Here is a 22,862-nt window from a genome sequence, read left to right as displayed (position 1 = left end):
TCAGGATTTAGGCTTTTAGATTCGGCATACTCCTATGCCTTTTCCTAAGCCTAAAAACACGATTTTTCCTGCACCTAACAGCGAGAAATGTCCGCTTCTGGCACGAAGCGGACAAGATGGCTAGGCTGAAGGTCTGTTGTGAGCGAAAAGCGGAAGTTCGCATTTGTCGTAACAACCGGGTGCTGGGACTATCATTGGCATCTGATAATCAACAGGGAGAAGAGCAGGTCACGGTTTCTCAAAAAATATCTTCAGGCAGCGAGAATTGCAGAATGCTGACGAAGATGATTTTGGAAAAGTTCTGCATAATCTGGTGATACAGCGGCATTTACGCTTTCCCTTTTCGCAAGTGCAGTTTTCCATGCGGAAATCCGCGGAAGTCCCTCAAAAATCGCCTCAGATACTGATGCATCAATGATGGAGAAGTAACGGAAAACAGGAGCGTAGATCGCATCAACCATACTGAATTTGGAACCCGAGAAATAAGGCCCTGAATTCAATTCAGATTCAATATATTCAAGTTGCTCACGGAGCACAGCGCGTTTGCTGTCTGCCATGGCCTGATCAGTCGCATTTAAAAATTGCCAGGCATTTCCAAGCATTAATGTAGAGAACTCGATCCATGCTCGCTGTCTAGCCCTTTCTAATGCATCGTCAGCATACAGCGAATCACCATCTTGCGTTTCATTAAGATACTCGCAGATCACCATGCTCTCAAAAATAATGGCATCTTCGCCCTCTGCATGATGCACTTTAAGTAGCGGTACCTTGCCGGTGGGTGACAGAGCAAGAAACCAGTCAGGCTTCGCCGACAGATCTACATTTACACGGTCAAATGGCACATTTTTTTCGAGAAGAACGATCGCTGAACGCTGCACAAAGGGACACAATGGGTGGCTAATCAGTGTCAGGTCATGGGTAGACATCTCAACCCCCAGATAAAATAATAGCCCGCCGCCATAAAAGGTGGCGGGCTTGATGAATTGTAAATCTTATTTTGGTGGCTTAGATTGAAACGCCGCCGTCGATGATGATTTCTGAACCCACGGTCCAGGCAGACGCATCGGAGGCAAAGTAAAGCACCGCTTGCGCGACTTCCTGAGGCTTACCAAAACGACCGGCAGGGATGGTTGCAACGATATCTTTCATCACTTGATCATGATATTCCACGGGGATCCCCGCCTTATCGTAAAGCGGCGTGTCAACCGGGCCTGGGCTCACCGCGTTGATACGGATCCCGCGAGAAAGTAACTCGTTAGACAGTGTTTTCGACATGTTGAGTAATGCGGCTTTGGTGGAGCCATAAACTGAAGAGTTCACCGGGCCCGTGTGCGCATTTATAGATGTATTAAAGACCACTGATGCAGAGCTTGCGAACACTGGCAACAGCGCCTGCATCAGGAAATAAGGACCTTTAACGTTGATATCATAAATGCGGTCGAACATTTCTTCTGTCCATGCCTCAATTGGCATATACATTGATATACCCGCATTCAGGAAAGCAATATCCAGCTCACCAAAATGTTCCTGAACCGTCTGAGCCAGCGCTTTCTGTGCATTCACATCTGCAGAATCCGCGCTCACGACGACCACATCTTTACCCAGCTCGAGTTTCGCCTTTGCGACAGAATCAGGGTTAATACCAGTAACCATTACGCGTGCACCTTCTGCGACAAACAGCTTCGCGGTTGCAAGACCAATACCACTTGTTCCACCCGTGATGAGTGCGCGTTTACCTTGTAATCTGGACATGAACATATCTCCCGTGAGTTTTAACAGCTGATCGGCAAATGACCGATTTGATCGCCACTCTATACTCATGCTTTAAGGGTGATAAGATTGTATTTATGAATATGTTCCATGCGTTAAAAGCATAAATAGGTTTAGGATGGACAGATTACTTTTGATGACATGCTTTGTCCGCACTGCGGAGACAGGCAGCTTTTCTGCAGCAGGCAGGGATTTAGGCTTAGGGCAACCGAACGTGAGTCGTCATGTTGCAACCCTCGAAGAGCATTTGCAGACCAGATTACTCCACCGATCAACCCGCAAGCTTTCCCTGACTCCTGAAGGAGAACGTTATTATCTGGAAGCAAGGCGTATTCTGGAAGCGGTCGAAGAGTCAGAGTCTTCTTTCAGAGAAAATGTGACACCCACAGGGTTACTGCGCGTTGCTTGTCCCACTGCACTGGCTCACACATTTTTGATTCCGCGCATACCCGATTTTTTAGAACGCTACCCTGAGCTAACACTCGATCTACAGATTAATGACCGCTATATCAATCTCGTTGATGAAGGCGCTGAGCTGGCAATCCGCATTGGTCACCTTGAGGACAGTGCAATGCGTGCCCGCAGATTTGGCATGTATGAGCGAGTCTGTGTTGCCAGTCACAAGTACCTGGCTGAACATGGGATTCCTGACACCCCGGAGGATTTAAAAAAACATGATTGTTTGATCTATACCCTGTTATCAACGGGCGCTACCTGGAGATTTCGGGATATGGATGTGCCTGTTTCTGGCCGGCTCAGGGTCAATTCACCTGAAGCAGTGCAGAAATTTGTCAATGCTGGGGTTGGGATCGCACAGGGCCCAGAATGGTTGTTCGAGGAGGGACTGGCAAATGGCAACTTACAATTATTACTGGCGGATTACACTGCATCTCCCGTTCCCATTCAGGCTGTTTATGTTGCAAATCGACTTTTACCAAAACGCGCGATTGTGTTCATGGATTTTGTTGCTGAGATTTTTGAAAAAAATCCCGGCTTCAAAGTTTACAACCCATTGAAATGAAGCTGAGATGACGAACTGACCGGCTGGCCGTAAATTGCATAGCAAGGTGTAAATAACTTCCGCTCTTGGCACGAAGCGGCCAAACTCACTGGAGTGGACATTCAATTTATAAGGGAAAAAATTGCTGATTTTGCATTCAGGCCCTGTTAACTTGAATGACAATGAAAACACACTCTGTCCTATTCCATTCAATGATTATTATCACCTGTCTGACTCAGGTGGGATAACGTTCGCCATTTTCCCGCCGGTAAGGCGGGCCTTACCGGTAACAATCCCGTGAGGTAAATAATGGATATCACTTCAGTAACAACGTCAGAAAAACCCACTTTGCACTTGTTATGTGGGAAAATCGCATCAGGCAAATCCACATTGTCAGCAAAGTTAGGTGCATTACCCGGCACCATAATTGTCAGTGAAGATTATTGGCTGGCTGCCCTCTTTGCCAATGAAATGCAATCCATAGCTGATTATGTGCAGTATTCCTCAAGACTCAGAAACGCTATGAAGCCTCATCTGGTGTCGCTACTCAAAGCGGGTTTATCCGTAGTTCTGGATTTTCCGGCAAACACACAAACCAATCGTGAATGGATGATGAGCATCATTAAGGAGTCAGGTGCCAGTAACAGGCTGCATTACCTGAAAGTTACTGATGAAGTATGTAAATCCCGCTTGCGCGCCCGTAATGCAGAAGGAATGCATGAATTTACAGCCTCAGATCAACAATTTGAAACCATAACGCGCTTTTTCGCAGAGCCAACGGCTGATGAAGGGTTTGATATTATTGAATACAGCTGAATTTATCTTTCTGCACAAAGCGGACCGGCATAAGAGCCGCAAGGTCCGCTGTGAGCGATAAGAGGACGTTGAGTTTCTAGTAAAACTGACATGAAAACGTCCAAAGTCCCTCTGGGGATTTGTGAAAGTAGCCGATACCATTGTCCGCCCACATCCAGTTTACTTTTTCTTCTGACCCCACTTGAAAGACAAAATCTTGAATCCCCACACCATGTTGTATCTCCATTGGATATCCTCCAACCTTGGTTCCCCTGTACCGGTTAAAACCATCATAGAATCTATTACTTGCATCCTCATCATCGTTTACGTCAGACAAGTCAATAATATCCCAAGCATCCTCCCATCCCGGAGCATCATCATTGACACTCACCCACCGAACCGGAAATGCTCGATATGGAGTGTTAATTGCAGGCAATAACTCAAGCCCATCAAGGGTTGCGTATTCTCGTATTAGCCACCCCTCGCCATGAGGTTTATCAAATGGATGGCTTTCCATATTATGATAAAGCACTAAGAGCGCGATCCCCTTCAGTTGTTCAGGAATCACGGGAAGCTCATCTACGCGAATCTGGAGAAGCGGAAACATCGGCTGCCCCTTCCAAACTGGCAACCCTTCACCTGGAAGAGCGACTCCTTTTAAAAACTAGGATGTAATTGGGTCTGCTGTAGGGCGGAAACCACCGACTTGTGCCACAGATGCAGTACGTAATTTGGATCTGAGTTCTTCTAAAACTAACGCACTCTTGGATTTCATAATTGCATCCTTGCGTATGCCCATACTCTTGGATTCTGAAATGGAGGAGTTTTTATTATATATCGTAATTATTACCCAACAGACCTAAATATTTCTGTGCTTCCTCTTCAGGATAGTTACGGAGGTCCGCTTCTGGCACATAACGGCCCTGGAAATTGGGAAAATCACCGGACCCTTAGCAGATCTGAATATCTGGTCGTATATCTCGGCGACAGCATTTCACGGTTCATCTGCCAATACTGCTGTATGCCCTGTCCTGCAAAGTAAAGCGTGCCTTTCCCGTCTTTCGCATTCAGGTGATCGAGCACCTTAATCAACTTTTCGCTGCCAGCATACGGTGCGTTCTCATCGAAAAGGTTGAGCTGGGCCCCCCCTGGCTGAAGAAGTCACCCGACATTATTCCGGCTTTCTGGTAACGATGGCCATCCTTCCAGATTTTATCCAGGCACTTTATGTGGCGTTAATGATTTTGGGGAAGAAAAATCGGTCAAAAAACCGGGCATCGCGCCCGGTTCTGTTCCCATACTAAAAAAGCCCTTAAGCACTCAATCCACGATTCTCCAGCATCGGTTCAATCCTCGGATCGTGCCCGCGCCAGTTCCGGTAAAGTTCAGCTAAATCAGTACTATTCCCGCGCGACAAAATGGCCTCGCGGAATTTCTGCCCGTTTTCGCGGGTTAAGCCGCCCTGCTCGACAAACCACTGATAGCCATCGTCTGCCAGCATTTGCGTCCACAGGTAGGCGTAATACCCCGCTGCGTAGCCGCCGCCGAAGATATGGGCGAAGTAGCTGCTGCGATAGCGCGGTGGAACGGCGGGCAGATCCAGCCCCTCTTTGTGCAGTGCTGCCGCTTCAAAAGCGTCAACATCGTCCACGGGTTCGCTGATGCCGTGCCAGTTCATATCCAGCAGCGCAGCGCTAAGCAACTCGGTCATGTCATAACCTTTATTAAACTGCGTCGCGTTAAGCATTTTATCGCGCAGCGCCTCCGGCATCGGCTCTCCGGTCTGATAGTGGCGGGCATAGTGGGCAAACACCTGCGGATGGCTCGCCCAGTGCTCGTTGATTTGCGATGGGAACTCGACAAAATCACGCGGCGTATTGGTGCCGGACAGGGAGGCGTAGCGCTGGCTGGCAAACAGACCGTGTAGCGTATGACCAAACTCGTGGAACAGGGTAACCACATCGTCCCAGGAGATCAGCGCCGTCTGACCGTTAGCCGGTTTTTGATAGTTGCAGACATTGTAGATAACCGGGCGCGAGGCAAACTCATACGATTGCTCGACGAAATTCCCCATCCACGCCCCACCGGCTTTCGATTCGCGGGCAAAGAAATCACCGTAGAACAGCGCCATCCCTTCGCCGGTGTGGTCGAAAATTTCCCACACGCGGACATCAGGATGGTAAACCGGAATATCGAAACGCTCGACAAAGCGGAGGCCAAACAGCTGGCTTGCAGCCCAGAATACGCCCTCCTGCAACACGGTGTTGAGCGCAAAGTACGGCTTAATTTGCGACTCGTCGAGGGCATATTTCGCCTGGCGCACACGCTCGGCATAAAAGGCCCAGTCCCACGCCTGCACGGTGAACCCACCCTGCTCGTCATCAATCACTTTTTGGATATCGGCCTGCTCAAGCGTCGCTCGGGTGCGTGCGGCGGGTACAATTCCGCGCATAAAAGCCAACGCGGCGGCAGGTGTTTTCGCCATTTGATCGGCGATACTCCAGCTTGCGTAGTCCTCAAACCCCAACAATTTTGCCTGACGCGCACGCAACGCGGTGAGACGCAGGATCAGTGTCCGGGTATCGTTTTCATCCCCTTTCTGGGTACGCGTCCAGCCCGCGTTAAACAAATTTTCGCGCGTCTGACGGTCACGCAGCGCAGAAAGTGCGGGTTGTTGAGTGGTATTCAGCAGCGGAATCAACCAGCGTTCGTTCAGCCCTTTCTCCGCGGCGGCATGGGCGGCCGTCGCAATCTCGTCAGGACTGAGTCCATCAAGCTGATGAGCATAATCCACGACCAGCCCACCGGCTTTGGTGGCGGCCAGCAGACGCTGATTAAACTGGCTGGTGAGGGTCGCCGCCTCAGTATTCAGCGCTTTCAGCTCCGCTTTTTCTGCATCATTCAGCCGCGCACCGGCCAGCACAAAGTGCTGGTACGTCTCTTCTGCCAGCCGACGGGATTCGGCGTCCAGCGCAGCACAATCCTGCCAGACGCTCTCCACGCGAGAGAACAGCGTGTCGTTAAGCCAGATATCGTTCGCCAGCGCAGCAAGCTCGGTAGAGATCTGCTCCTCAAGCGCCTGTAAGTCATCATTGGTGTGCGCAGAGGTCATGGCGAAGAAAACGCTGCTGACACGCGAGAGCATGGCACCGCTTTTTTCGAGTGCCAGCACGGTATTGTTGAAATCGGGGGCGGCCGTTTGCGCGACAATCGCGTCAATTTCGGCTCGCTTCTGGCGTATCGCTTCATCGAATGCCGGGCGGTAGTGGCCGTCGTTGATTTCGTCGAATCGGGGTGCCTGATAAGGCAACAGGCTGCTTTCAAAAAAGGGATTAGTGGCCGACATCTTTCACTCCTGAGTACGGTTATCTTCCCAGAGTAGGCCAGGCCGCCACTGCCTGCAATGCCGTCATACAAATGTTGCCTTAACGCATCCTTCGCGGCCGTGCTATGTTAGTACAACACAAAAAGCGTTGAGGAACAGTGAGATGATTATTTTAGTTACCGGGGCAACGGCAGGTTTTGGTGAAAGCATCACGCGTCGCTTCGTCGCCAACGGGCATAAGGTGATTGCGACGGGTCGTCGTCAGGAGCGTCTGCAGGAGCTGAAAGATGAGCTGGGTGACAGCATCCTGACCGCGCAGCTTGATGTCCGTAACCGTGCCGCCATCGAAGAGATGATTGCTAACCTGCCGGCCGAATGGCGTGCCATTGACCTGCTGGTCAACAATGCCGGTCTGGCGCTCGGTATGGAGCCTGCCCATAAAGCCAGCGTTGAAGACTGGGAAAACATGATCGACACGAACAACAAAGGGCTGGTGTACATGACCCGCGCCGTGCTGCCAGGCATGGTTGAGCGCAATCGCGGCCACATTATTAACATCGGTTCGACCGCAGGAAGCTGGCCTTATGCGGGCGGTAATGTTTATGGCGCGACCAAAGCCTTCGTGCGTCAGTTCAGCCTTAACCTGCGTACCGATCTGCACGGCACCGCCATTCGCGTGACCGATATTGAGCCGGGCCTGGTAGGCGGAACCGAATTTTCCAACGTTCGGTTTAAAGGTGATGACGCGAAAGCAGGCAAAACCTACGAGAATGCGAACGCCCTGACGCCGGAAGATGTCACCGAAGCGGTCTGGTGGGTGGCAACGCTGCCAAAACACGTCAACATTAATACGGTAGAAATGATGCCAGTCAGCCAGAGTTTTGGCGGACTTAGCGTCCATCGTGGCTAACATTGCCCTTCCCGGCCTGCGGGCCGGGTCTGTTTCAGGCCATAAAAGAATGGTAGTATGTTCAGGCTAACTCTCTGAGAAATGACAACTCATGGCCGCTGAATCGCAACTCAATCCTACCCAGCCCGTAAACCAGCAAATCTATCGCATTTTGCGACGTGATATTGTCCATTGCCTGATCCCACCCGGAACGCCGCTCTCTGAAAAAGAGGTGTCCGTACGGTTTGACGTGTCCCGCCAGCCCGTGCGTGAGGCGTTTATCAAGCTTGCAGAAAACGGTCTGATTCAGATCCGCCCGCAGCGCGGCAGCTATGTGAACAAAATCTCGCTCTCCCAGGTGCGTAACGGCTGTTTTGTCCGTCAGGCCATTGAGTGCGCGGTGGCGCGCCGTGCCGCATCCTTGATTGATGACAACCAGTGCTACCTGCTGGAGCAAAACCTGCATCAGCAGCGTATTGCGATTGACCGCAAACAGCTCAACGACTTCTTCCAGCTTGATGACGAGTTTCACCAGAAGCTGGCGCAAATTGCAGACTGTCAGCTGGCCTGGGACACGATTGAAAACATCAAAGCCACCATCGACCGCGTGCGCTATATGAGCCTCGACCACGTCTCACCACCGGAAATGTTGCTCCGACAGCATCATGATATTTTCAGTGCGCTGGAAAAACGCGATCAGGACGGTGTAGAAAAAGCGATGACGCTGCACCTGCAGGAAATCAGCGAATCCGTACAGTTAATTCGTCAGGAAAACAGCGACTGGTTTAGCGAAGAGTAAAATACGCCGCCCCCGTTTCGGTTGCGGCGAAGAGATTAGCGAACCACCAGCACCGGAATACTCGCATAGCGCAGGATAGATTCCGCATTTGAACCGAGCAGATGGGTGCTGATGCTCGGGTTTTTCGACCCGATGACGATCACGTCATATTTCCCTTCTTTGCTCAGTTTGATAATTTCGTCACGCACGTTGCCAAAGCAGACCAGGCTGTGGATATTCTCCCCGGGGAGATCAAACAGCCTTTTTAGCTCGTTCATTTTCTTCCCGGATTCTGCGGTCATAAACGCTTCAAACTTTTTGATATCGGCGTTGAATCCGCGCAGCAACGAGCGGCTGCTGTTGGGGAGAATGTTCACCAGCGTAATCGACGCACCTTCCGCCTTTGCAAGGTTGGCCGCGTGGCGAACCGCTTTGTCGCTCAATTCCATTTCAAATACATCAACAGGCATTAAAATCTTCTTATACATAAGCCTGACTCCTTATTCCTGTGAAAGGGGTATTCCCTGCTCCAAGAATGACAGCCGGAATATAAACAAACCCTAAACGCTTGCCTGCAGAAACTATCAACAAAGGAAAATAAATGTGGGCTTTGTAAATTGCTGTCGTGAACCGTCAGCACGCACCAATATTGAGAAAAAAGTGTGAGTTTGATCAAAAACAAAAAAATGAGATGCAGACAGGCGTATTTATAGTGCCCCGTGAACGGTGAAACCTGAAATAGCGCCGTAACGGATAAGTGAGAGAGGAGAAAATACCATGATGACATACGACCGTAACCGTAACGCAATTACCACCGGCAGCCGTGTAATGATCAATGGCACAGGACACACCGGCGTGATTAAAGCGATCCACAGCGAAGGGCTGGATGCCGCGCAGGTGCGTCGCAGCAAAACGGTAGAAGTGGAAGGTTGCGAAGGTAAGTTCGAACCGATTGAACTGATTCGCCTGGGTATGCACTGATTCATGCGACATCATGCCGCCGCACGCGGCGGCATGTGATGACTTAGCCGTTCGCCGCGTACTCTGCGACCGTGGCTTTTGCACCTTTTTGCACTAACGTCTGGTAAGCACGCAGTACCGCATCCACAAAGACGGTTTCATACGGGAGTTCTTTGCCAAAAATGGCCTCAATGCCCAGCAGCGCCTTCACCCGGTCTTCGCCCTCAGCACTTCCCTTCACCGCCGCCTGAATGACCGCCAGCTGCGGGTCGCTCACGTCGATAGCGTTGCCCTGCTCATCGACACCACCGACATACCGCATCCAGCCTGCAATGCCTAATGCCAGCAGCGGGAAGCTTTTTTGATGCACCAGATGCCAGCGCACGGAATCGAGCATACGCTGCGGGAGCTTCTGGCTGCCGTCCATCGCGATTTGCCAGGTACGGTGACGTAACGCCGGGTTGCTGTAGCGGGCAATCAACAGGTCAGCATAGTGGCCTAAATTAACGCCTTTCACTTTTAAGGTCGGCGCCTGCTCGTTCAGCATCAGCGCATGGGCGGCAGTACGGTAGTACGCGTCTTCCATGCAATCGTTGATATGCGGGTACCCCGCCAGATAGCCAAGATACGCGAGGAAAGAGTGACTGCCGTTAAGCATGCGCAGCTTCATCTCTTCAAACGGAATGACGTCTGAAACCAGCTCCGCCCCGGCCTTTTCCCACTGCGGACGGCCTGCAACAAAGTTGTCCTCAATCACCCACTGACGGAACGGTTCGCACGCCACGCCTGCCGGGTCACGAACGCCGGTCAGCTGTTCAATTTTATCCAGCGTCTCCGGTGTAACCGCGGGAACAATACGATCCACCATGGTGGACGGGAAAGTGACGCTGGATTCAATCCAGTCTGCCAGCTCGCCGTCAACCGCGCGGGCATAAGCGCAGGTCACATTACGCATGACGTGACCGTTCTCCGGCATATTGTCACAGGACATGACGCTAAACGCGGGCAGCCCGGCAGCTTTGCGTCGCGCGAGTGCTTCCACCACCACACCCGGCGCAGATTTCGGCTGATGCGGATTTTGCAGGTCGGCGGCAATTAACGGGTGATCGAGCATCAGTTTCCCGGTCGCCGGCGAGTGGCAATATCCCTTTTCAGTAATGGTGAGCGAGACAATCGCCACCTGTGGCTCACACAGTGCGGCCAGCACGCGTTCCAGCCCGTCAACCTGTGCATGCAGTGCGTTCCTGACCACGCCCACCACCCGCGATGTCCACGCATCGGCAGACATTTCCGCCACGGTGTAGAGATGATCCTGTGCGTTCAAATCGGCAATCTGCTGTTCACCGCCAATCAGGTTTACCTCACAGTAACCCCAGTCGCTGTTGTGTTCCGCGGCGAGAATGTCGGCGTACACCGCCTGGTGCGCACGGTGAAATGCGCCAAACCCTAAATGAACAATGCGTGCCTTGAGGCGTTCGCGATCGTACTGAGGAAGCGTCGCTTTCGCCTGTAATAACCGGTTTTCCATGATTAAGACTCGTTAAGTTATGTACGCTGGGATTCGCTGCCGCTCTAAACGAGCAGCAGCGCCTGCTGACTACACCAACTAGAATGGCAGTCGGGGTAAAAAAGAACTGCCATTAACCATACTGATCCTGCAGTTTGAGATTTTGATTTATATTAACTTTTACGCATGTGGTGTGACATGAACATAAAGTTGTGTGACAGGTCACTAAAGATATAAACCATTACCGCCGCGATGAAACCGCCCCATAGCCGACGGAATCACGTGCCGGCCCCTCCGCGGCATCTTCCGCCACGCTCAAATCACGATCGCAGACCTCTGGCATGCAGATGGCGGCGATCAGCCCAATCACGGAGTAGGCGATCATCATGGCGACAATTGGCCACCAGGAACCGGTCATATTGCAGAAGATCCCGGCGAGCACTGGCCCAAAGCCTACCGCCACCAGCCCGCCCGCCTCTTTTGAGATAGCCATCCGGGTAAAGCGGTTACGCGAGCCAAACATCTCCGCCATCGTGATGTTTTCCAGGGCAAACAGTCCCAGTACGGCGAAATTATGGATAACGATGATGGAAAGCATGATCACGCCCGGCGCATAGCTCTTATCAACGATAATCGACAGCATCGGGTACGCCAGAATAATGGCGGAGATATTGAGCAGAATGTACGGCAGACGACGCCCCACTTTATCGGAGAGCCAGCCCAACAGCGGGATAGAGATAAACCCGAGAATTGAGCTTATCATCAGCGCATCGGTGGGAATCGCTTTATCGAACAGCAGCGTCTGAACCAGATACCCGGCAAGAAACGTCTGGATCAGACCTGAATTCCCCGCCTGACCAAAACGCAGCCCGGTTGCCAGCCAGAAGGACTTACTCTTCACCATCGCTGCAAATGATAAATCGTGTTTTGTCACCGGTGCGGTTGTCTCAGCCTCGTTCACTTTTTCAAATACCGGGCTCTCCTTGAGGTTCATTCGCAGCCAGATGGCGAAGATCATTACCACCACGCTTGCAAGAAACGGTACACGCCAGCCCCAGGCAACCAACTGTTCGCGGTCGAGGGCGAAGAACATAACTGCCCAGATAGCCGTTGCACTTAGCGTCCCGCAGTTGGTGCCCATCGCCACCAGCGAGGAAATAATGCCCCGTTTCCCTTTAGGGGCGTACTCCGCCAGCATGGTCCCGGCGCCGGAGATTTCAGCCCCTGCCCCCAGCCCCTGGATAATACGCAGCGTCACTAACAGGACGGGCGCGAAAATCCCAATCTGCGCGTAGGTCGGCAAGACCCCGATCAGGGTCGTGCAGATCCCCATCATAGTAATGGTGATAAACAGCACCTTTTTTCGGCCAATGCTGTCGCCCATTCGCCCGAAGATAAAGGCGCCGACAATGCGCGCGATATAGCCTGCGCCGTACGTCCCCATCGCCAGAATCAGCGCCATTGCGGCCGATTGTTCCGGGAAGAAGATCTCATGGAACACCAGTGCGGCCCCCAGCGAATAGAGCTGGAAATCCATAAACTCCAGTGCGGTGCCCAGCCAGCCGGAAACGGCGGCTTTCACCAGATCTGAAGTCGTTCTTTGTGGTTGTGTTTGCGTCATAATGGCTATCTCTGCAAGGTAAGATGCGTACCACTCAGAGCCTGTCTGCGCAGGCTCTTAACCGCGTGAATTATTATTGCCCGAACGTGAGTAAGACTTTGCAGCACTGCCGCTGATCTTTTTCAAACCGTTCGATGGCGTCTGTTACGTGGTGATAGTCAAAAGTGTGGGTGATCAGTTTGTCCGGGTCGATCAGCCCCTTTTCCAGCCAGTCGATGACGACGGGGAATTTGTTGGCATTCAGCCGTGATGAGAATATCGCCAGCTCTTTTCCGGTGATCCCCTGCTGAACAATCTGGCTTGGGTCGCTGGAAAACCCCATCAGCACGATGCGTGCCGCCGGAGAGGCAATGGTGATGGCTTCCTGTAAAATTGTCGGATGACAGGCTGCGTCAATAATAAGCGTTGGTTTGATCCCTTTTTCTTCCAGCGCCGCCTGTAACGACAGCTCCGCGTTGTTGAACACCCAGTCCGCGCCGCTGCGTTGCGCCATCGCCAGCCGTTCATTGATCCGATCGACAACGATAACCTGCTTCACCTTATAGACACCTTTCAGCGCCTGGAGGGTGACAAGCCCCATGGGGCCTGCGCCGTAGATCAGGGCGATATCCTGCCCGGTGGGTTGTGCGTGGCCCGTCACGTTAGCGGCAATCGTGAACGGCTCGATCATTACCGCGTGTTTATCTGGAATAGCGTCCGGAACAACCCAGGCATTTTTTGCCGGTACGACGGCATACTCACTAAAGCCTCCGTCGCGATGAACGCCCAGCACCACCAGAGAAGTACAGACATTGGGTTTGCCCACGGAGCACGGATAGCAGTGTCCGCAGCTGATCACCGGGTCAACCGAGACGCGCTCGCCCACGCGGGCCGGGTCAACCCCCTCACCAACGGCATCAATCTCACCAAAAAATTCATGGCCAATCACGCGCGGATATCGGGCAAACGGATTATGCCCGCGGTAAATATGGCTGTCTGAACCGCAAATACCGGCCAGTTTGACGTTGACGCGCACTTCACCTGCCGCGGGTTCCGGGAGTGGACGATCTTCAATCACCAGTGCGTTGGGTTGTTGAATCACTACGCTTTTCATCGTTCGCTCCTCGTTTACCAGTTCCACAACGTGCCATCTTCGAGACGGGCAACCGGAAGATAGGCAGGATCGTACGGGTATTTCGCCGCCAGTTTTTCGTCAAATTCAATACCCAGCCCGGGTTTGTCGCCCGGATGCATATAGCCATTATCAAAGCGCCAGCTGTGCGGGAAGACCTCCAGCATTTGTTCGGAGTAACCCATATATTCCTGTACACCAAAGTTTGGCACCCACAGGTCAAAATGCAGCGCGGCGGCGTGGCAAACAGGCGACAGATCCGACGGTCCATGTGAGCCGGTACGCACCTGATAAAGCGAGGCGAAGTCCGCGATGCGCCGCATGCCGGTGATGCCGCCCGCGTGGGTAATGGTGGTGCGGATATAGTCGATAAGCTGCTCTTCAATAAGCTGCTTGCAGTCCCAGATGCTGTTAAATACTTCCCCAACCGCAATCGGCGTGACCGTGTGCTGACGGATCAGACGGAAGCAGGCCTGGTTTTCCGCTGGCGTAGGATCTTCCATCCAGAACATACGGAATGCTTCAATGCTCTTACCGAATCGCGCCGCCTCAATCGGCGTCAAACGGTGGTGCATGTCGTGCAAAAGATGCTCATTAAAGCCAAACTTACTGCGCACCGCATCGAACAGCTTCGGTGTGAAATCGAGGTATTTTTCGGTGGACCAGAGCTGCTCTTCCGGCCAGTCACCTTTAGTGGCGGGCTCGTAGGCCAGCCCTTTTCCTTTCGACATGCCATAGGTGGTTTTCATACCCGGCACGCCGCACTGAACGCGGATCGCCTTAAAGCCCATCTCTTTATGCCGTGCGTAATCTTCCAGCACGTCATCAATGGAGTGTCCGGTGGTATGACAATAGACCATCACCCCTTCCCGGGATGCGCCGCCCAGCAGCTGGTAGAGCGGCATATTGGCCGCTTTGGCTTTGATATCCCACAGTGCCATATCCACGGCGGAAATGGCCGACATGGTGACCGGACCACGACGCCAGTAGGCGCCTTTATAGAAGAACTGCCAGATATCCTCAATGCGGTGCGCATCACGGCCGATCAACTGCGGGCAAAGGTGATCTTTCAGATAAGAGGCCACCGAAAGTTCACGTCCGTTGAGGGTGGCATCACCCAGGCCGACGATGCCCTCGTCGGTGGTAATTTTAAGGGTGACAAAGTTACGCCCCGGGCAGGTAACAAAGACTTCAGCCCCGACAATCTTCATAATCCATTTCCTTACATCGCTCATTGTGATGCTGGAAACTTACTCTTCTGCACTACTACCATACAAGTATAATGATCATAAAATCAGCGAACGGTCACAAAAAAATCGGGCGCTCAGGCGCGCCCCCATCCGGCAACAATAATCAACATGCCGCACAGCGCAACCAGCGCCCCGGCCCAGTCATAGGCGCTGAGCTTCACACCATCCACCATGCGTAACCACAGCAGCGCGGTACAGACATAAACGCCACCATAAGCGGCGTAGACGCGCCCGCTGGCCGCCGGGTGCAGCGTCAACAGCCAGACAAACAGGGCCAGCGCAATGCCCGCCGGGATCAGCAGGAAGACGGTTGCCCCCTTCTTCAGCCATAGCCACGGAAGGAAGCAGCCGATGATTTCACACAGCGCGGTGGCAAAAAAAAGCAGAGTGGTTTTGAGCATATTTACGGTCATGTGATGATTTATTTAGACATCATACCTGATGATATCGTTTACTTTTCCATACCCGTGCCGCGGGTATGCCGTTATTTCTCTTTGGTGTAGAATCTGAACGGGATAACTTAATTATCTGCGCCCATTTAAAAGGAAACGCTATGACTACATTAAGCAAACGCCTTTGTCTGACAGCCCTGCTGGCGCTGTCATCGTTCGCCTTTGCCGCCTCTGCCACCGCCGAAACCAGCAAACTCATTATTGAGTCTGGCGACAGCGCGCAAAGCCGTCAGAACGCCGCGATGGACAAAGAACAATGGAATGACACCCGTAGCCTTCGCCAGAAGGTGAACAAACGTGTTGAAAAAGAGTGGGACAAAGAAGATGTCGCTTTCGACGCGCGCGATAAGTGTCAGCAAAGTGCCAACGTTAACGCCTACTGGGAGCCAAATACCCTGCGCTGCCTGGATCGTCGTACTGGCCGCACGGTCGCGCCATAATGTCAGTGCAGTGTGACGTTAAGCTCCGCCCGCTGGAGCGTGAAGACCTGCGCTTCGTCCACCAGCTCGACAATAACGCCAGCGTGATGCGCTACTGGTTCGAAGAGCCTTACGAGGCGTTTGTTGAGCTGTCGGATCTCTACGATAAGCACATTCACGATCAGAGCGAACGCCGTTTTGTCGTGGAGTGTGAAGGTGAAAAAGCCGGTCTGGTGGAACTGGTTGAGATCAACCACGTTCATCGTCGGGCAGAATTCCAGATTATCATTTCACCTGAGCATCAGGGGAAAGGTCTTGCCACGCGGGCGGCGAAGCTGGCGATGGATTACGGATTCAACGTCCTGAATCTCTACAAGCTTTATCTCATCGTGGATAAAGAGAACGAGAAAGCAATCCATATCTACCGCAAGCTGGGCTTTATGGTGGAAGGCGAACTGGTTCACGAGTTCTTTATCAACGGTGAATACCGCAACACCATTCGCATGTGCATCTTCCAGCATCAGCACCTGGCCGGACACAAACCGTCAGGCGCCAGCCTGCTGAAACCCACCGCGCAGTAACCTGCGCGGCTTTTTCTCAGTAGTATTCAATACTGTTCTTAATGGTGTACTTGCGCTCAACAGCGGGCTTCACGCTGTTGTCGGTGATTGTCAGATCGCAACTCACCGGATTATTGTGTCGATCGTAATCGCAGCTCTGATTGACGTTGCCCAGCGGCTTGTCATTCAGCATGCTCACGGCGGAGTAATCCATTCTTTTGCGAAGATCTTTAGACGGCGTCGACTGGACGGATAAATGCTGGTCCCCGGAGACGGTGGTTTTCCCCAGCGGATAGCCATCCGCATCATAGCGGTACTTCACTTCCATCTCTTTGCCGTGCGCCGCCACCACAAACCCGTTATCGTCGGTATCCCACGTTACGCCCGCCGACGGTAATTCGGCCAGCTGGCATTTCCCCTGCAGTTTCACTTTTCGCTGCTGGGTTTCCGCATCAAGGTAGTAATTAGCATCCAGTACCAGCGCCACGCCGGTATTGGCCTCGAGGTCGTGCAGTTCGAGGGTATCGAAACACCCTTCCGTCGACATCGTACCGGTTACCCGTTTGGAGACTTCACCTTTGTCGTTGAACAGTGTCTGGGTGAAGTCTTTTACCGGGCCGCGCAGAGGGTCAAAATCAAATTCATTGGAGAAGCTCGCCATCTCGGGCGTAAACGACAGCGGCGCGGAAGAGTTGTCGCACCCCACCAGTGTTGCTGCCAGTAGCGTTATCGCTGCGTAGTTCTTCACATCATTTACCGAATCAGGGAGAGTATTCCCGATCATATTAGCAAATACCGCTGTTCACACGATAGCAAAATGTCAGGCGAAAAGAGACGTACAATCAATACATTAATCTCTCTTACCCTCTGCAAAACCTCGCCAGAACGAGAAGGCGCTGTGCCCGCTGTTGAACAGGAAACACACCTGCTTTGAGCGCATGACGGATATTCTGTGACATATTAACAACATGAAAGCGCCGGCAGATTGCGCCATCTAACTTTATTCTTTGATATATTAAATGTTTACCATCCCCTTTCTTCCTCTATAAGGATGCGCTACCCTCACAAATGCGTTCGCGTCCAAAACCGCCTGGAATCTCTATGCTTTCTTTATTCATGAAAAAACGTAGGCAAAACGCTGATTTTTGATTGCTCATCAAAGGTTAAAAAATGAAAAAAACAATCCCAGAATATACGCCTGTTGACTTATCACGTTGGGCCAGAAAAGAACATTTCGAGGTATTTCAGTCATTTGCTCAATCTACATTTAATCAAACTGTTCAAATAGACATCACCGCATTGCTCAAGGATATAAAAGGACTGGGCTGGAAATTTTATCCGACGATGATTTCCCTCCTTTCTAAAATCGTCAACAACCATTCGGAATTCCGTATGGCCATGAAGAACAATGAACTTGTCATATGGAATGAAATTCATCCAAACTATACCATTTTCCATAATGAAACGGAGACCTTTTCTTCATTATGGAGTCACTTCGATGGCAATATTGATCATTTCCAGAACGTTTATTCGGAAGATGTTGCTCGCTATGGTAATACCCTTTCTTATTGGCCGAAGGAAGAGTCGCGGGAAAATGTATTTTTCGTGTCGGCGATCCCCTGGTCAAGTTTTACCAGTTTTAATATCAACGTAGCCAATATGCAGAACTTTTTTGCCCCCATGTTCACTATGGGGAAATACGACAACCAGGGTGGAAAAGTATTGTTGCCCCTCGCCGTGCAGGTCCATCATTCCGTGTGCGATGGTTTCCATGTGGCAAGATTGTTCAATGAGTTACAGGCGATGTGTGATGACTTACGGCATCACTCCGGCGAACGCCAGGTGCAGAGCAAAACGCAACGCGCTTAACGTCGCGATGCCGGGCGGGTATCACCGCCCGCAGGACGTGTTGATGGAAATTGGGGAAAATGAGCGCAGGAAGCCTGTATAAGATTGTTCAGAAAGTTATCCCCAATAACAAAAGCTTACACGAACCCTGCTAAGCTTAACCGACACACAGAGAAAAGGAGCTACAGATGAAACGGTTACCCTGGATTACCGCCCTGCTGTTAATGAGCGCTTCTACAGCGGCTCTGGCTGCCCCGGATTCCTGCGAGCGCGTAAAAAGCGACATTCAGCAGAAAATCATCAATAACGGCGTGCCCGAGTCCGGCTTTACGTTAAATATTGTGCCAAACGATCAGGCTGACCAGCCGGATGCACAGGTAGTCGGTCATTGTGCGAACGATACTTTTAAAATTCTCTATACCCGCACCGGTAGCGGTGCCGCATCAGGGGTGCAGGATAATGGTCAGGGCGAACCTCAGTGATTTTAATCACTTTCTCGCGGCCAATTCCCTTTGACTTGATGAGGATTAATATTTAATACCTCCAAATAAGTAACATTCACCCCATCATTAGCCCAGTTGTAATCACGGGCGAAAATAATACGCAATTAAAATGATGGGGTGAGTTATGTCCGATGTCGATAATCACGGCGGGATCAGCCGTCGAACGTTGGTTAAATCCACTGCAATAGGCTCTCTGGCACTTGCCGCCGGGGGGATTTCACTGCCTTTTGGCCTCAAACGCGCCGCTGCCGCGGTACAAAACGCCGTAAAGCCCGCTGAAGACAAAGTGGTCTGGGGTGCCTGCTCGGTCAACTGCGGGAGCCGTTGTGCGCTGCGCCTTCACGTCCGTGATGAAGAAGTTTACTGGGTCGAAACGGATAACACCGGTGAGGATATTTATGGCAATCATCAGGTTCGCGCCTGCCTGCGCGGGCGTTCTATTCGCCGTCGGATCAACCACCCCGATCGTCTGAACTACCCCATGAAGCGCGTAGGGAAACGCGGTGAAGGAAAATTTGAGCGTATCTCATGGGATGAAGCCCTGGACACCCTTACCCGCAGCCTGAAAGATGTCGTCGAAAAATACGGCAACGAAGCGGTCTACATTAACTACTCCTCCGGCATTGTGGGCGGTAATATCACCCGCTCCTCCCCTTATGCTTCGCTGGTCGCGCGTCTGATGAACTGCTACGGCGGCTTTTTAAGCCACTATGGCACCTACAGCACCGCGCAAATAGCCTGTGCAATGCCCTACACCTACGGCAGCAACGACGGCAACAGCACCTCGGATATTGAAAACACGAAGCTGGTGGTGATGTTCGGCAATAACCCGGCAGAGACGCGAATGAGCGGCGGGGGGATAACCTATTATCTCAAGCAGGCCCGCGAGCGGTCTCACGCGCGCATGATCGTCATCGATCCGCGGTATACCGACACCGCCGCCGGGCGTGAAGACGAGTGGATCCCGATTCGCCCGGGGACGGATGCCGCGCTGGTCGCGGGTATCGCCTGGGTACTGATCGACGAAAACCTTGTCGATCAGCCGTTCCTCGACACGTACTGCGTCGGCTATGACGAAAAAACGCTGCCGGAAGGTGCGCCTGCTAACGGACATTACAAAGCGTATATTCTCGGTCAGGGTGATGATGCCACCGCCAAAACGCCGGAATGGGCCTCCCGCATCACAGGCATACCGGCCGATCGCATCATCAAGCTTGCACGAGAAATTGGCAGTACCAAACCGGCTTACATCTGTCAGGGCTGGGGCCCCCAGCGCCAGGCCAACGGCGAGCTGACCTCCCGCGCCATTGCCATGTTGCCGATTTTGACCGGAAACGTCGGTATCAACGGCGGGAACAGCGGCGCACGTGAATCGACCTACACGATCACCATTGAGCGTATGCCACTGCCGGATAACCCGGTGAAAACGCAAATCTCATGCTTTAGCTGGACCGACGCCATCGCGCGCGGCCCCGAAATGACCGCCCTGCGCGACGGCGTGCGGGGAAAAGAGAAGCTGGATGTGCCGATCAAATTCATCTGGAACTACGCCGGCAACACCATCATCAACCAGCATTCCGACATCAACAAAACCCACGATATTCTGCAGGACGAGAGTAAATGCGAAACCATCGTGGTGATCGACAACTTTATGACCTCGTCGGCGAAATATGCTGACATCCTGCTACCCGATTTAATGACCGTTGAGCAGGAAGACATTATTCCTAACGATTATGCAGGCAACATGGGCTATCTGATTTTCCTTCAGCCCGTGACCGCACCGAAGTTTGAGCGCAAACCGATCTACTGGATCATGAGTGAAGTGGCGAAACGCCTCGGCCCGGATATTCATCAGCAATTTACCGAAGGACGTACCCAGGCGCAGTGGCTGCAGTATCTGTATGCCAAAATGCTCGAAAAAGATCCGCAGTTGCCGTCCTATGACGAACTGAAAGAGAGGGGTATTTATAAGCGTAAAGATCCGGCCGGGCACTTCGTGGCCTATAAAAAATTCCGCGATGATCCGCAGGCTCATCCGCTCAACACCCCCTCGGGCAAGATTGAAATTTACTCCAGCAAGCTGGCAGAGATTGCGGCTACCTGGGAGCTCGCCGACGACGAAACCATCAGCCCGCTGCCGGTCTACGCCTCGACCTTCGACGGCTGGGACGCCCCGGAACGCCATAAATTCCCGCTGCAGCTCTTCGGCTTCCACTTCAAAGCCCGCACCCACTCCAGCTACGGCAATGTCGACGTGCTGAAAGCCGCCTGCCGTCAGGAGGTCTGGCTTAACCCCGTGGACGCGGCGCAACGCGGCATCAAAAATGGCGATACGGTGCGCGTGTTTAACGATCGCGGCGAGGTACGCATCGAAGCGAAAGTCACACCACGCATCATGCCCGGCGTAAGCGCGATGGGCCAGGGAGCCTGGCATGACGCCAATATGAACGGCGATCGTGTCGACCACGGTTCATGCATCAACACCCTGACAACGCACCGCCCGTCACCGCTGGCCAAAGGTAACCCGCAGCACACCAATCTGGTGCAGATCGAGAAGGCGTAAGGAGTAAGTGATGACCACTCAGTATGGATTTTTTATTGATTCCAGCCGCTGCACCGGGTGCAAAACCTGCGAGCTCGCCTGCAAGGATTACAAAGATTTAACCCCGGACGTCAGCTTCCGTCGTATTTACGAATACGCGGGCGGTGACTGGCAGGAAGACAACGGTGTCTGGCACCAGAACGTGTTTGCCTACTACCTGTCGATTGCCTGCAACCACTGCGAAGACCCGGCCTGCACCAAGGTCTGCCCGAGCGGGGCGATGCACAAGCGTGACGACGGGTTCGTGGTAGTGGATGAAGATGTCTGCATCGGCTGTCGCTACTGCCACATGGCTTGTCCGTACGGTGCCCCGCAGTACAATGCCGCCAAAGGGCATATGACCAAGTGCGACGGCTGCCACACCCGCGTGGCAGACGGCAAAAAGCCGATCTGCGTGGAGTCCTGCCCGCTGCGTGCGCTGGACTTCGGTCCCATCGACGAACTGCGTAAAAAACATGGTCAGCTGGCGGCCGTCGCGCCGCTGCCGTCCGCGCACTTCACGAAGCCAAGCATCGTGATTAAACCTAACGCCAACAGCCGCCCGACAGGGGATACCACCGGCTACCTGGCAAACCCGAAAGAGGTGTGAGATGGGAAGTGGATGGCATGAATGGCCGCTGGTGATCTTCACCGTCTTCGGACAGTGCGTCGCCGGGGCATTGATCGTTATGGGGCTCGTCTGGCTTACTGAAAAAGACGACGCGGTGAAAACACGCCTTGTCCGCAGTATGTTCTTTCTGTGGCTGGTGATGGGCATCGGATTTTTGGCGTCCGTGCTGCACCTTGGCTCCCCGCTCCGGGCCTTTAACTCGCTCAACCGCGTGGGTGCTTCGGCGCTCAGTAATGAAATTGCCGCGGGATCCATTTTCTTTGCCGTTGGCGGTTTCTGGTGGCTGGTATCCGTTATCGGTAAAATGCCCCCGGCACTGGGTAAAATCTGGCTGGTCGTTAGCCAGATCCTGGGCGTTGTCTTTGTCTGGGCGATGACCCGGGTTTATCAAATTGATACCGTACCGACCTGGTACACGGGTTACACCACGCTGGCCTTTTTCCTGACGCTGGTATTGGGAGGGCCGCTGTTTGCAGCCCTGTTGCTGCGCGTGGCAAACACGACATATAAAAGCACATTCGCGGCCTCTGTCAGCGTGCTGGCACTCCTGGCCTGTGTGGCGGTCATCGTGCTGCAGAGCAATGACCTGGCGACAATCCACAGTTCCGTTCAACAGGCGAGTGCCCTGCTGCCTGACTATGGCGCACTGCAAATCTGGCGTATCGTACTGCTTGCCGCCGGACTCGGCTGCTGGTTGTGCCCGCTGATGCGTCGGCAGGAGCCTAAAGCCCTCGCTCTTTTTGCAGGCGTGATACTGGTCGTCGTGGGTGAACTGATTGGCCGTGGTCTTTTCTATGGTCTGCACATGACCGCAGGTATGGCGATTGCGGGTTAACACAGTCGCGCGGGCTACTCCGCGCGA

Annotated in this window: 23 protein-coding genes and 1 pseudogene; 12 read left to right on the top strand and 12 right to left on the bottom strand. The window is 52.8% G+C overall.

Annotated elements, in window-relative coordinates; translation table 11 throughout:
• Positions 1–251: 251 nt before the first annotated feature.
• Together ACN9MQ_RS10335 and ACN9MQ_RS10330 are read right to left on the bottom strand one after the other, a co-directional pair.
• Positions 252–926 (bottom strand): glutathione S-transferase family protein, encoded by a 675-nt coding sequence (locus ACN9MQ_RS10335; protein ID WP_032681106.1) that lies wholly within the window; start codon positions 924–926, stop codon positions 252–254.
• 79 nt (positions 927–1,005) lie between these two features.
• Positions 1,006–1,752, bottom strand: a complete 747-nt coding sequence (locus tag ACN9MQ_RS10330) for an SDR family oxidoreductase (RefSeq protein WP_040017378.1) — start codon at positions 1,750–1,752, stop codon at positions 1,006–1,008.
• A gap of 136 nt (positions 1,753–1,888) precedes the next feature.
• Here ACN9MQ_RS10330 and ACN9MQ_RS10325 point away from each other — a divergent pair, with 136 nt between their 5' ends.
• Positions 1,889–2,791, top strand: coding sequence for a LysR family transcriptional regulator (locus ACN9MQ_RS10325; RefSeq protein ID WP_426262722.1), 903 nt, complete (start codon positions 1,889–1,891; stop codon positions 2,789–2,791).
• Between the two features lie 288 nt (positions 2,792–3,079).
• Positions 3,080–3,586: an AAA family ATPase gene (locus tag ACN9MQ_RS10320; RefSeq protein WP_032681109.1), complete on the top strand. Its 507-nt coding sequence runs from the start codon at positions 3,080–3,082 to the stop codon at positions 3,584–3,586.
• A 76-nt stretch (positions 3,587–3,662) separates the two neighbouring features.
• Here ACN9MQ_RS10320 and ACN9MQ_RS10315 read toward each other — a convergent pair whose 3' ends face one another.
• The 3 genes and pseudogenes from ACN9MQ_RS10315 to dcp form a co-directional block, all read right to left on the bottom strand.
• Complete coding sequence (locus tag ACN9MQ_RS10315) at positions 3,663–4,172, bottom strand: DUF1963 domain-containing protein (protein WP_426262721.1); 510 nt, start codon at positions 4,170–4,172, stop codon at positions 3,663–3,665.
• A gap of 332 nt (positions 4,173–4,504) precedes the next feature.
• A pseudogene (locus ACN9MQ_RS10310) lies at positions 4,505–4,794 on the bottom strand (DUF4113 domain-containing protein); the annotation flags it as partial.
• Positions 4,795–4,877: 83 nt separating this feature from the next.
• The gene (gene dcp, locus ACN9MQ_RS10305; RefSeq protein ID WP_426021468.1) at positions 4,878–6,911 is read right to left on the bottom strand and encodes a peptidyl-dipeptidase Dcp; all 2,034 of its coding nucleotides are present in this window, start codon (positions 6,909–6,911) and stop codon (positions 4,878–4,880) included.
• Between the two features lie 142 nt (positions 6,912–7,053).
• Here dcp and ydfG point away from each other — a divergent pair, with 142 nt between their 5' ends.
• Together ydfG and ACN9MQ_RS10295 are read left to right on the top strand one after the other, a co-directional pair.
• Positions 7,054–7,800 (top strand): bifunctional NADP-dependent 3-hydroxy acid dehydrogenase/3-hydroxypropionate dehydrogenase YdfG, encoded by a 747-nt coding sequence (gene ydfG / locus ACN9MQ_RS10300; protein ID WP_068794576.1) that lies wholly within the window; start codon positions 7,054–7,056, stop codon positions 7,798–7,800.
• Positions 7,801–7,891: 91 nt separating this feature from the next.
• The gene (locus ACN9MQ_RS10295) at positions 7,892–8,578 is read left to right on the top strand and encodes a GntR family transcriptional regulator (protein ID WP_014169893.1); all 687 of its coding nucleotides are present in this window, start codon (positions 7,892–7,894) and stop codon (positions 8,576–8,578) included.
• A gap of 35 nt (positions 8,579–8,613) precedes the next feature.
• Here the strand turns inward: ACN9MQ_RS10295 and ACN9MQ_RS10290 are convergent, their stop codons facing one another.
• Positions 8,614–9,045: a universal stress protein gene (locus ACN9MQ_RS10290; RefSeq protein WP_426021467.1), complete on the bottom strand. Its 432-nt coding sequence runs from the start codon at positions 9,043–9,045 to the stop codon at positions 8,614–8,616.
• Positions 9,046–9,334: 289 nt separating this feature from the next.
• Here ACN9MQ_RS10290 and ydfZ point away from each other — a divergent pair, with 289 nt between their 5' ends.
• Positions 9,335–9,538 carry a putative selenium delivery protein YdfZ gene (gene ydfZ, locus ACN9MQ_RS10285; RefSeq protein ID WP_013096785.1) on the top strand — a complete coding sequence of 68 codons (204 nt, stop codon included), beginning with the start codon at positions 9,335–9,337 and terminating at the stop codon, positions 9,536–9,538.
• Positions 9,539–9,581: 43 nt separating this feature from the next.
• On the opposite strand, the gene ACN9MQ_RS10280 is transcribed toward ydfZ, so the two are convergent.
• The 5 genes from ACN9MQ_RS10280 to ACN9MQ_RS10260 all read right to left on the bottom strand — a co-directional run bounded on the left by ACN9MQ_RS10280 (position 9,582) and on the right by ACN9MQ_RS10260 (position 15,407).
• Entirely contained in the window at positions 9,582–11,045 is a 1,464-nt protein-coding gene (locus ACN9MQ_RS10280; RefSeq protein ID WP_426021466.1) for a mannitol dehydrogenase family protein, read from the bottom strand.
• A gap of 220 nt (positions 11,046–11,265) precedes the next feature.
• Positions 11,266–12,645, bottom strand: a complete 1,380-nt coding sequence (locus tag ACN9MQ_RS10275; RefSeq protein ID WP_025204303.1) for an MFS transporter — start codon at positions 12,643–12,645, stop codon at positions 11,266–11,268.
• Between the two features lie 73 nt (positions 12,646–12,718).
• Entirely contained in the window at positions 12,719–13,738 is a 1,020-nt protein-coding gene (locus ACN9MQ_RS10270; protein WP_020884261.1) for a Zn-dependent oxidoreductase, read from the bottom strand.
• A gap of 14 nt (positions 13,739–13,752) precedes the next feature.
• Positions 13,753–14,967 (bottom strand): starvation-sensing protein RspA, encoded by a 1,215-nt coding sequence (gene rspA / locus ACN9MQ_RS10265; protein WP_020884262.1) that lies wholly within the window; start codon positions 14,965–14,967, stop codon positions 13,753–13,755.
• 113 nt (positions 14,968–15,080) lie between these two features.
• Positions 15,081–15,407, bottom strand: coding sequence for a YnfA family protein (locus tag ACN9MQ_RS10260; protein WP_183516402.1), 327 nt, complete (start codon positions 15,405–15,407; stop codon positions 15,081–15,083).
• A gap of 152 nt (positions 15,408–15,559) precedes the next feature.
• On the opposite strand from ACN9MQ_RS10260, the gene ACN9MQ_RS10255 reads away from it, so the two are divergent.
• Both ACN9MQ_RS10255 and speG read left to right on the top strand, forming a co-directional pair.
• Entirely contained in the window at positions 15,560–15,898 is a 339-nt protein-coding gene (locus ACN9MQ_RS10255) for a DUF1283 family protein (RefSeq protein WP_020884264.1), read from the top strand.
• Positions 15,898–16,458, top strand: a complete 561-nt coding sequence (speG, locus tag ACN9MQ_RS10250) for a spermidine N1-acetyltransferase (protein WP_020884265.1) — start codon at positions 15,898–15,900, stop codon at positions 16,456–16,458. Before ACN9MQ_RS10255 ends, speG begins: the two co-directional genes overlap by 1 nt.
• Positions 16,459–16,474: 16 nt before the next feature.
• On the opposite strand, the gene ACN9MQ_RS10245 is transcribed toward speG, so the two are convergent.
• Positions 16,475–17,185 (bottom strand): YnfC family lipoprotein, encoded by a 711-nt coding sequence (locus ACN9MQ_RS10245; RefSeq protein WP_121340241.1) that lies wholly within the window; start codon positions 17,183–17,185, stop codon positions 16,475–16,477.
• A 422-nt stretch (positions 17,186–17,607) separates the two neighbouring features.
• Between ACN9MQ_RS10245 and catA the strand changes: the two genes are divergently transcribed.
• The 5 genes from catA to ACN9MQ_RS10220 all read left to right on the top strand — a co-directional run bounded on the left by catA (position 17,608) and on the right by ACN9MQ_RS10220 (position 22,835).
• Positions 17,608–18,306, top strand: coding sequence for a type A chloramphenicol O-acetyltransferase (catA, locus tag ACN9MQ_RS10240; protein WP_426021465.1), 699 nt, complete (start codon positions 17,608–17,610; stop codon positions 18,304–18,306).
• Between the two features lie 167 nt (positions 18,307–18,473).
• On the top strand, positions 18,474–18,767 hold the full coding sequence (locus ACN9MQ_RS10235; RefSeq protein WP_044867985.1) for a DUF1161 domain-containing protein: 294 nt from the start codon (positions 18,474–18,476) through the stop codon (positions 18,765–18,767).
• 145 nt (positions 18,768–18,912) lie between these two features.
• Positions 18,913–21,351 (top strand): selenate/tellurate reductase subunit YnfE, encoded by a 2,439-nt coding sequence (gene ynfE / locus ACN9MQ_RS10230; protein WP_426021464.1) that lies wholly within the window; start codon positions 18,913–18,915, stop codon positions 21,349–21,351.
• Positions 21,352–21,361: 10 nt separating this feature from the next.
• On the top strand, positions 21,362–21,979 hold the full coding sequence (locus ACN9MQ_RS10225; RefSeq protein WP_014169373.1) for a DMSO/selenate family reductase complex B subunit: 618 nt from the start codon (positions 21,362–21,364) through the stop codon (positions 21,977–21,979).
• A 1-nt stretch (position 21,980) separates the two neighbouring features.
• The gene (locus ACN9MQ_RS10220; RefSeq protein ID WP_020884269.1) at positions 21,981–22,835 is read left to right on the top strand and encodes a dimethyl sulfoxide reductase anchor subunit family protein; all 855 of its coding nucleotides are present in this window, start codon (positions 21,981–21,983) and stop codon (positions 22,833–22,835) included.
• The last annotated feature ends 27 nt before the right edge of the window (positions 22,836–22,862 follow it).

This window comes from Enterobacter sp. R-25 (genome assembly GCF_049913205.1).
Taxonomy (GTDB): domain Bacteria; phylum Pseudomonadota; class Gammaproteobacteria; order Enterobacterales; family Enterobacteriaceae; genus Enterobacter; species Enterobacter ludwigii.
The sequence above is the reverse complement of the archived record's forward strand: the minus strand, read 5'-3'. Positions and strand labels throughout refer to the sequence as shown.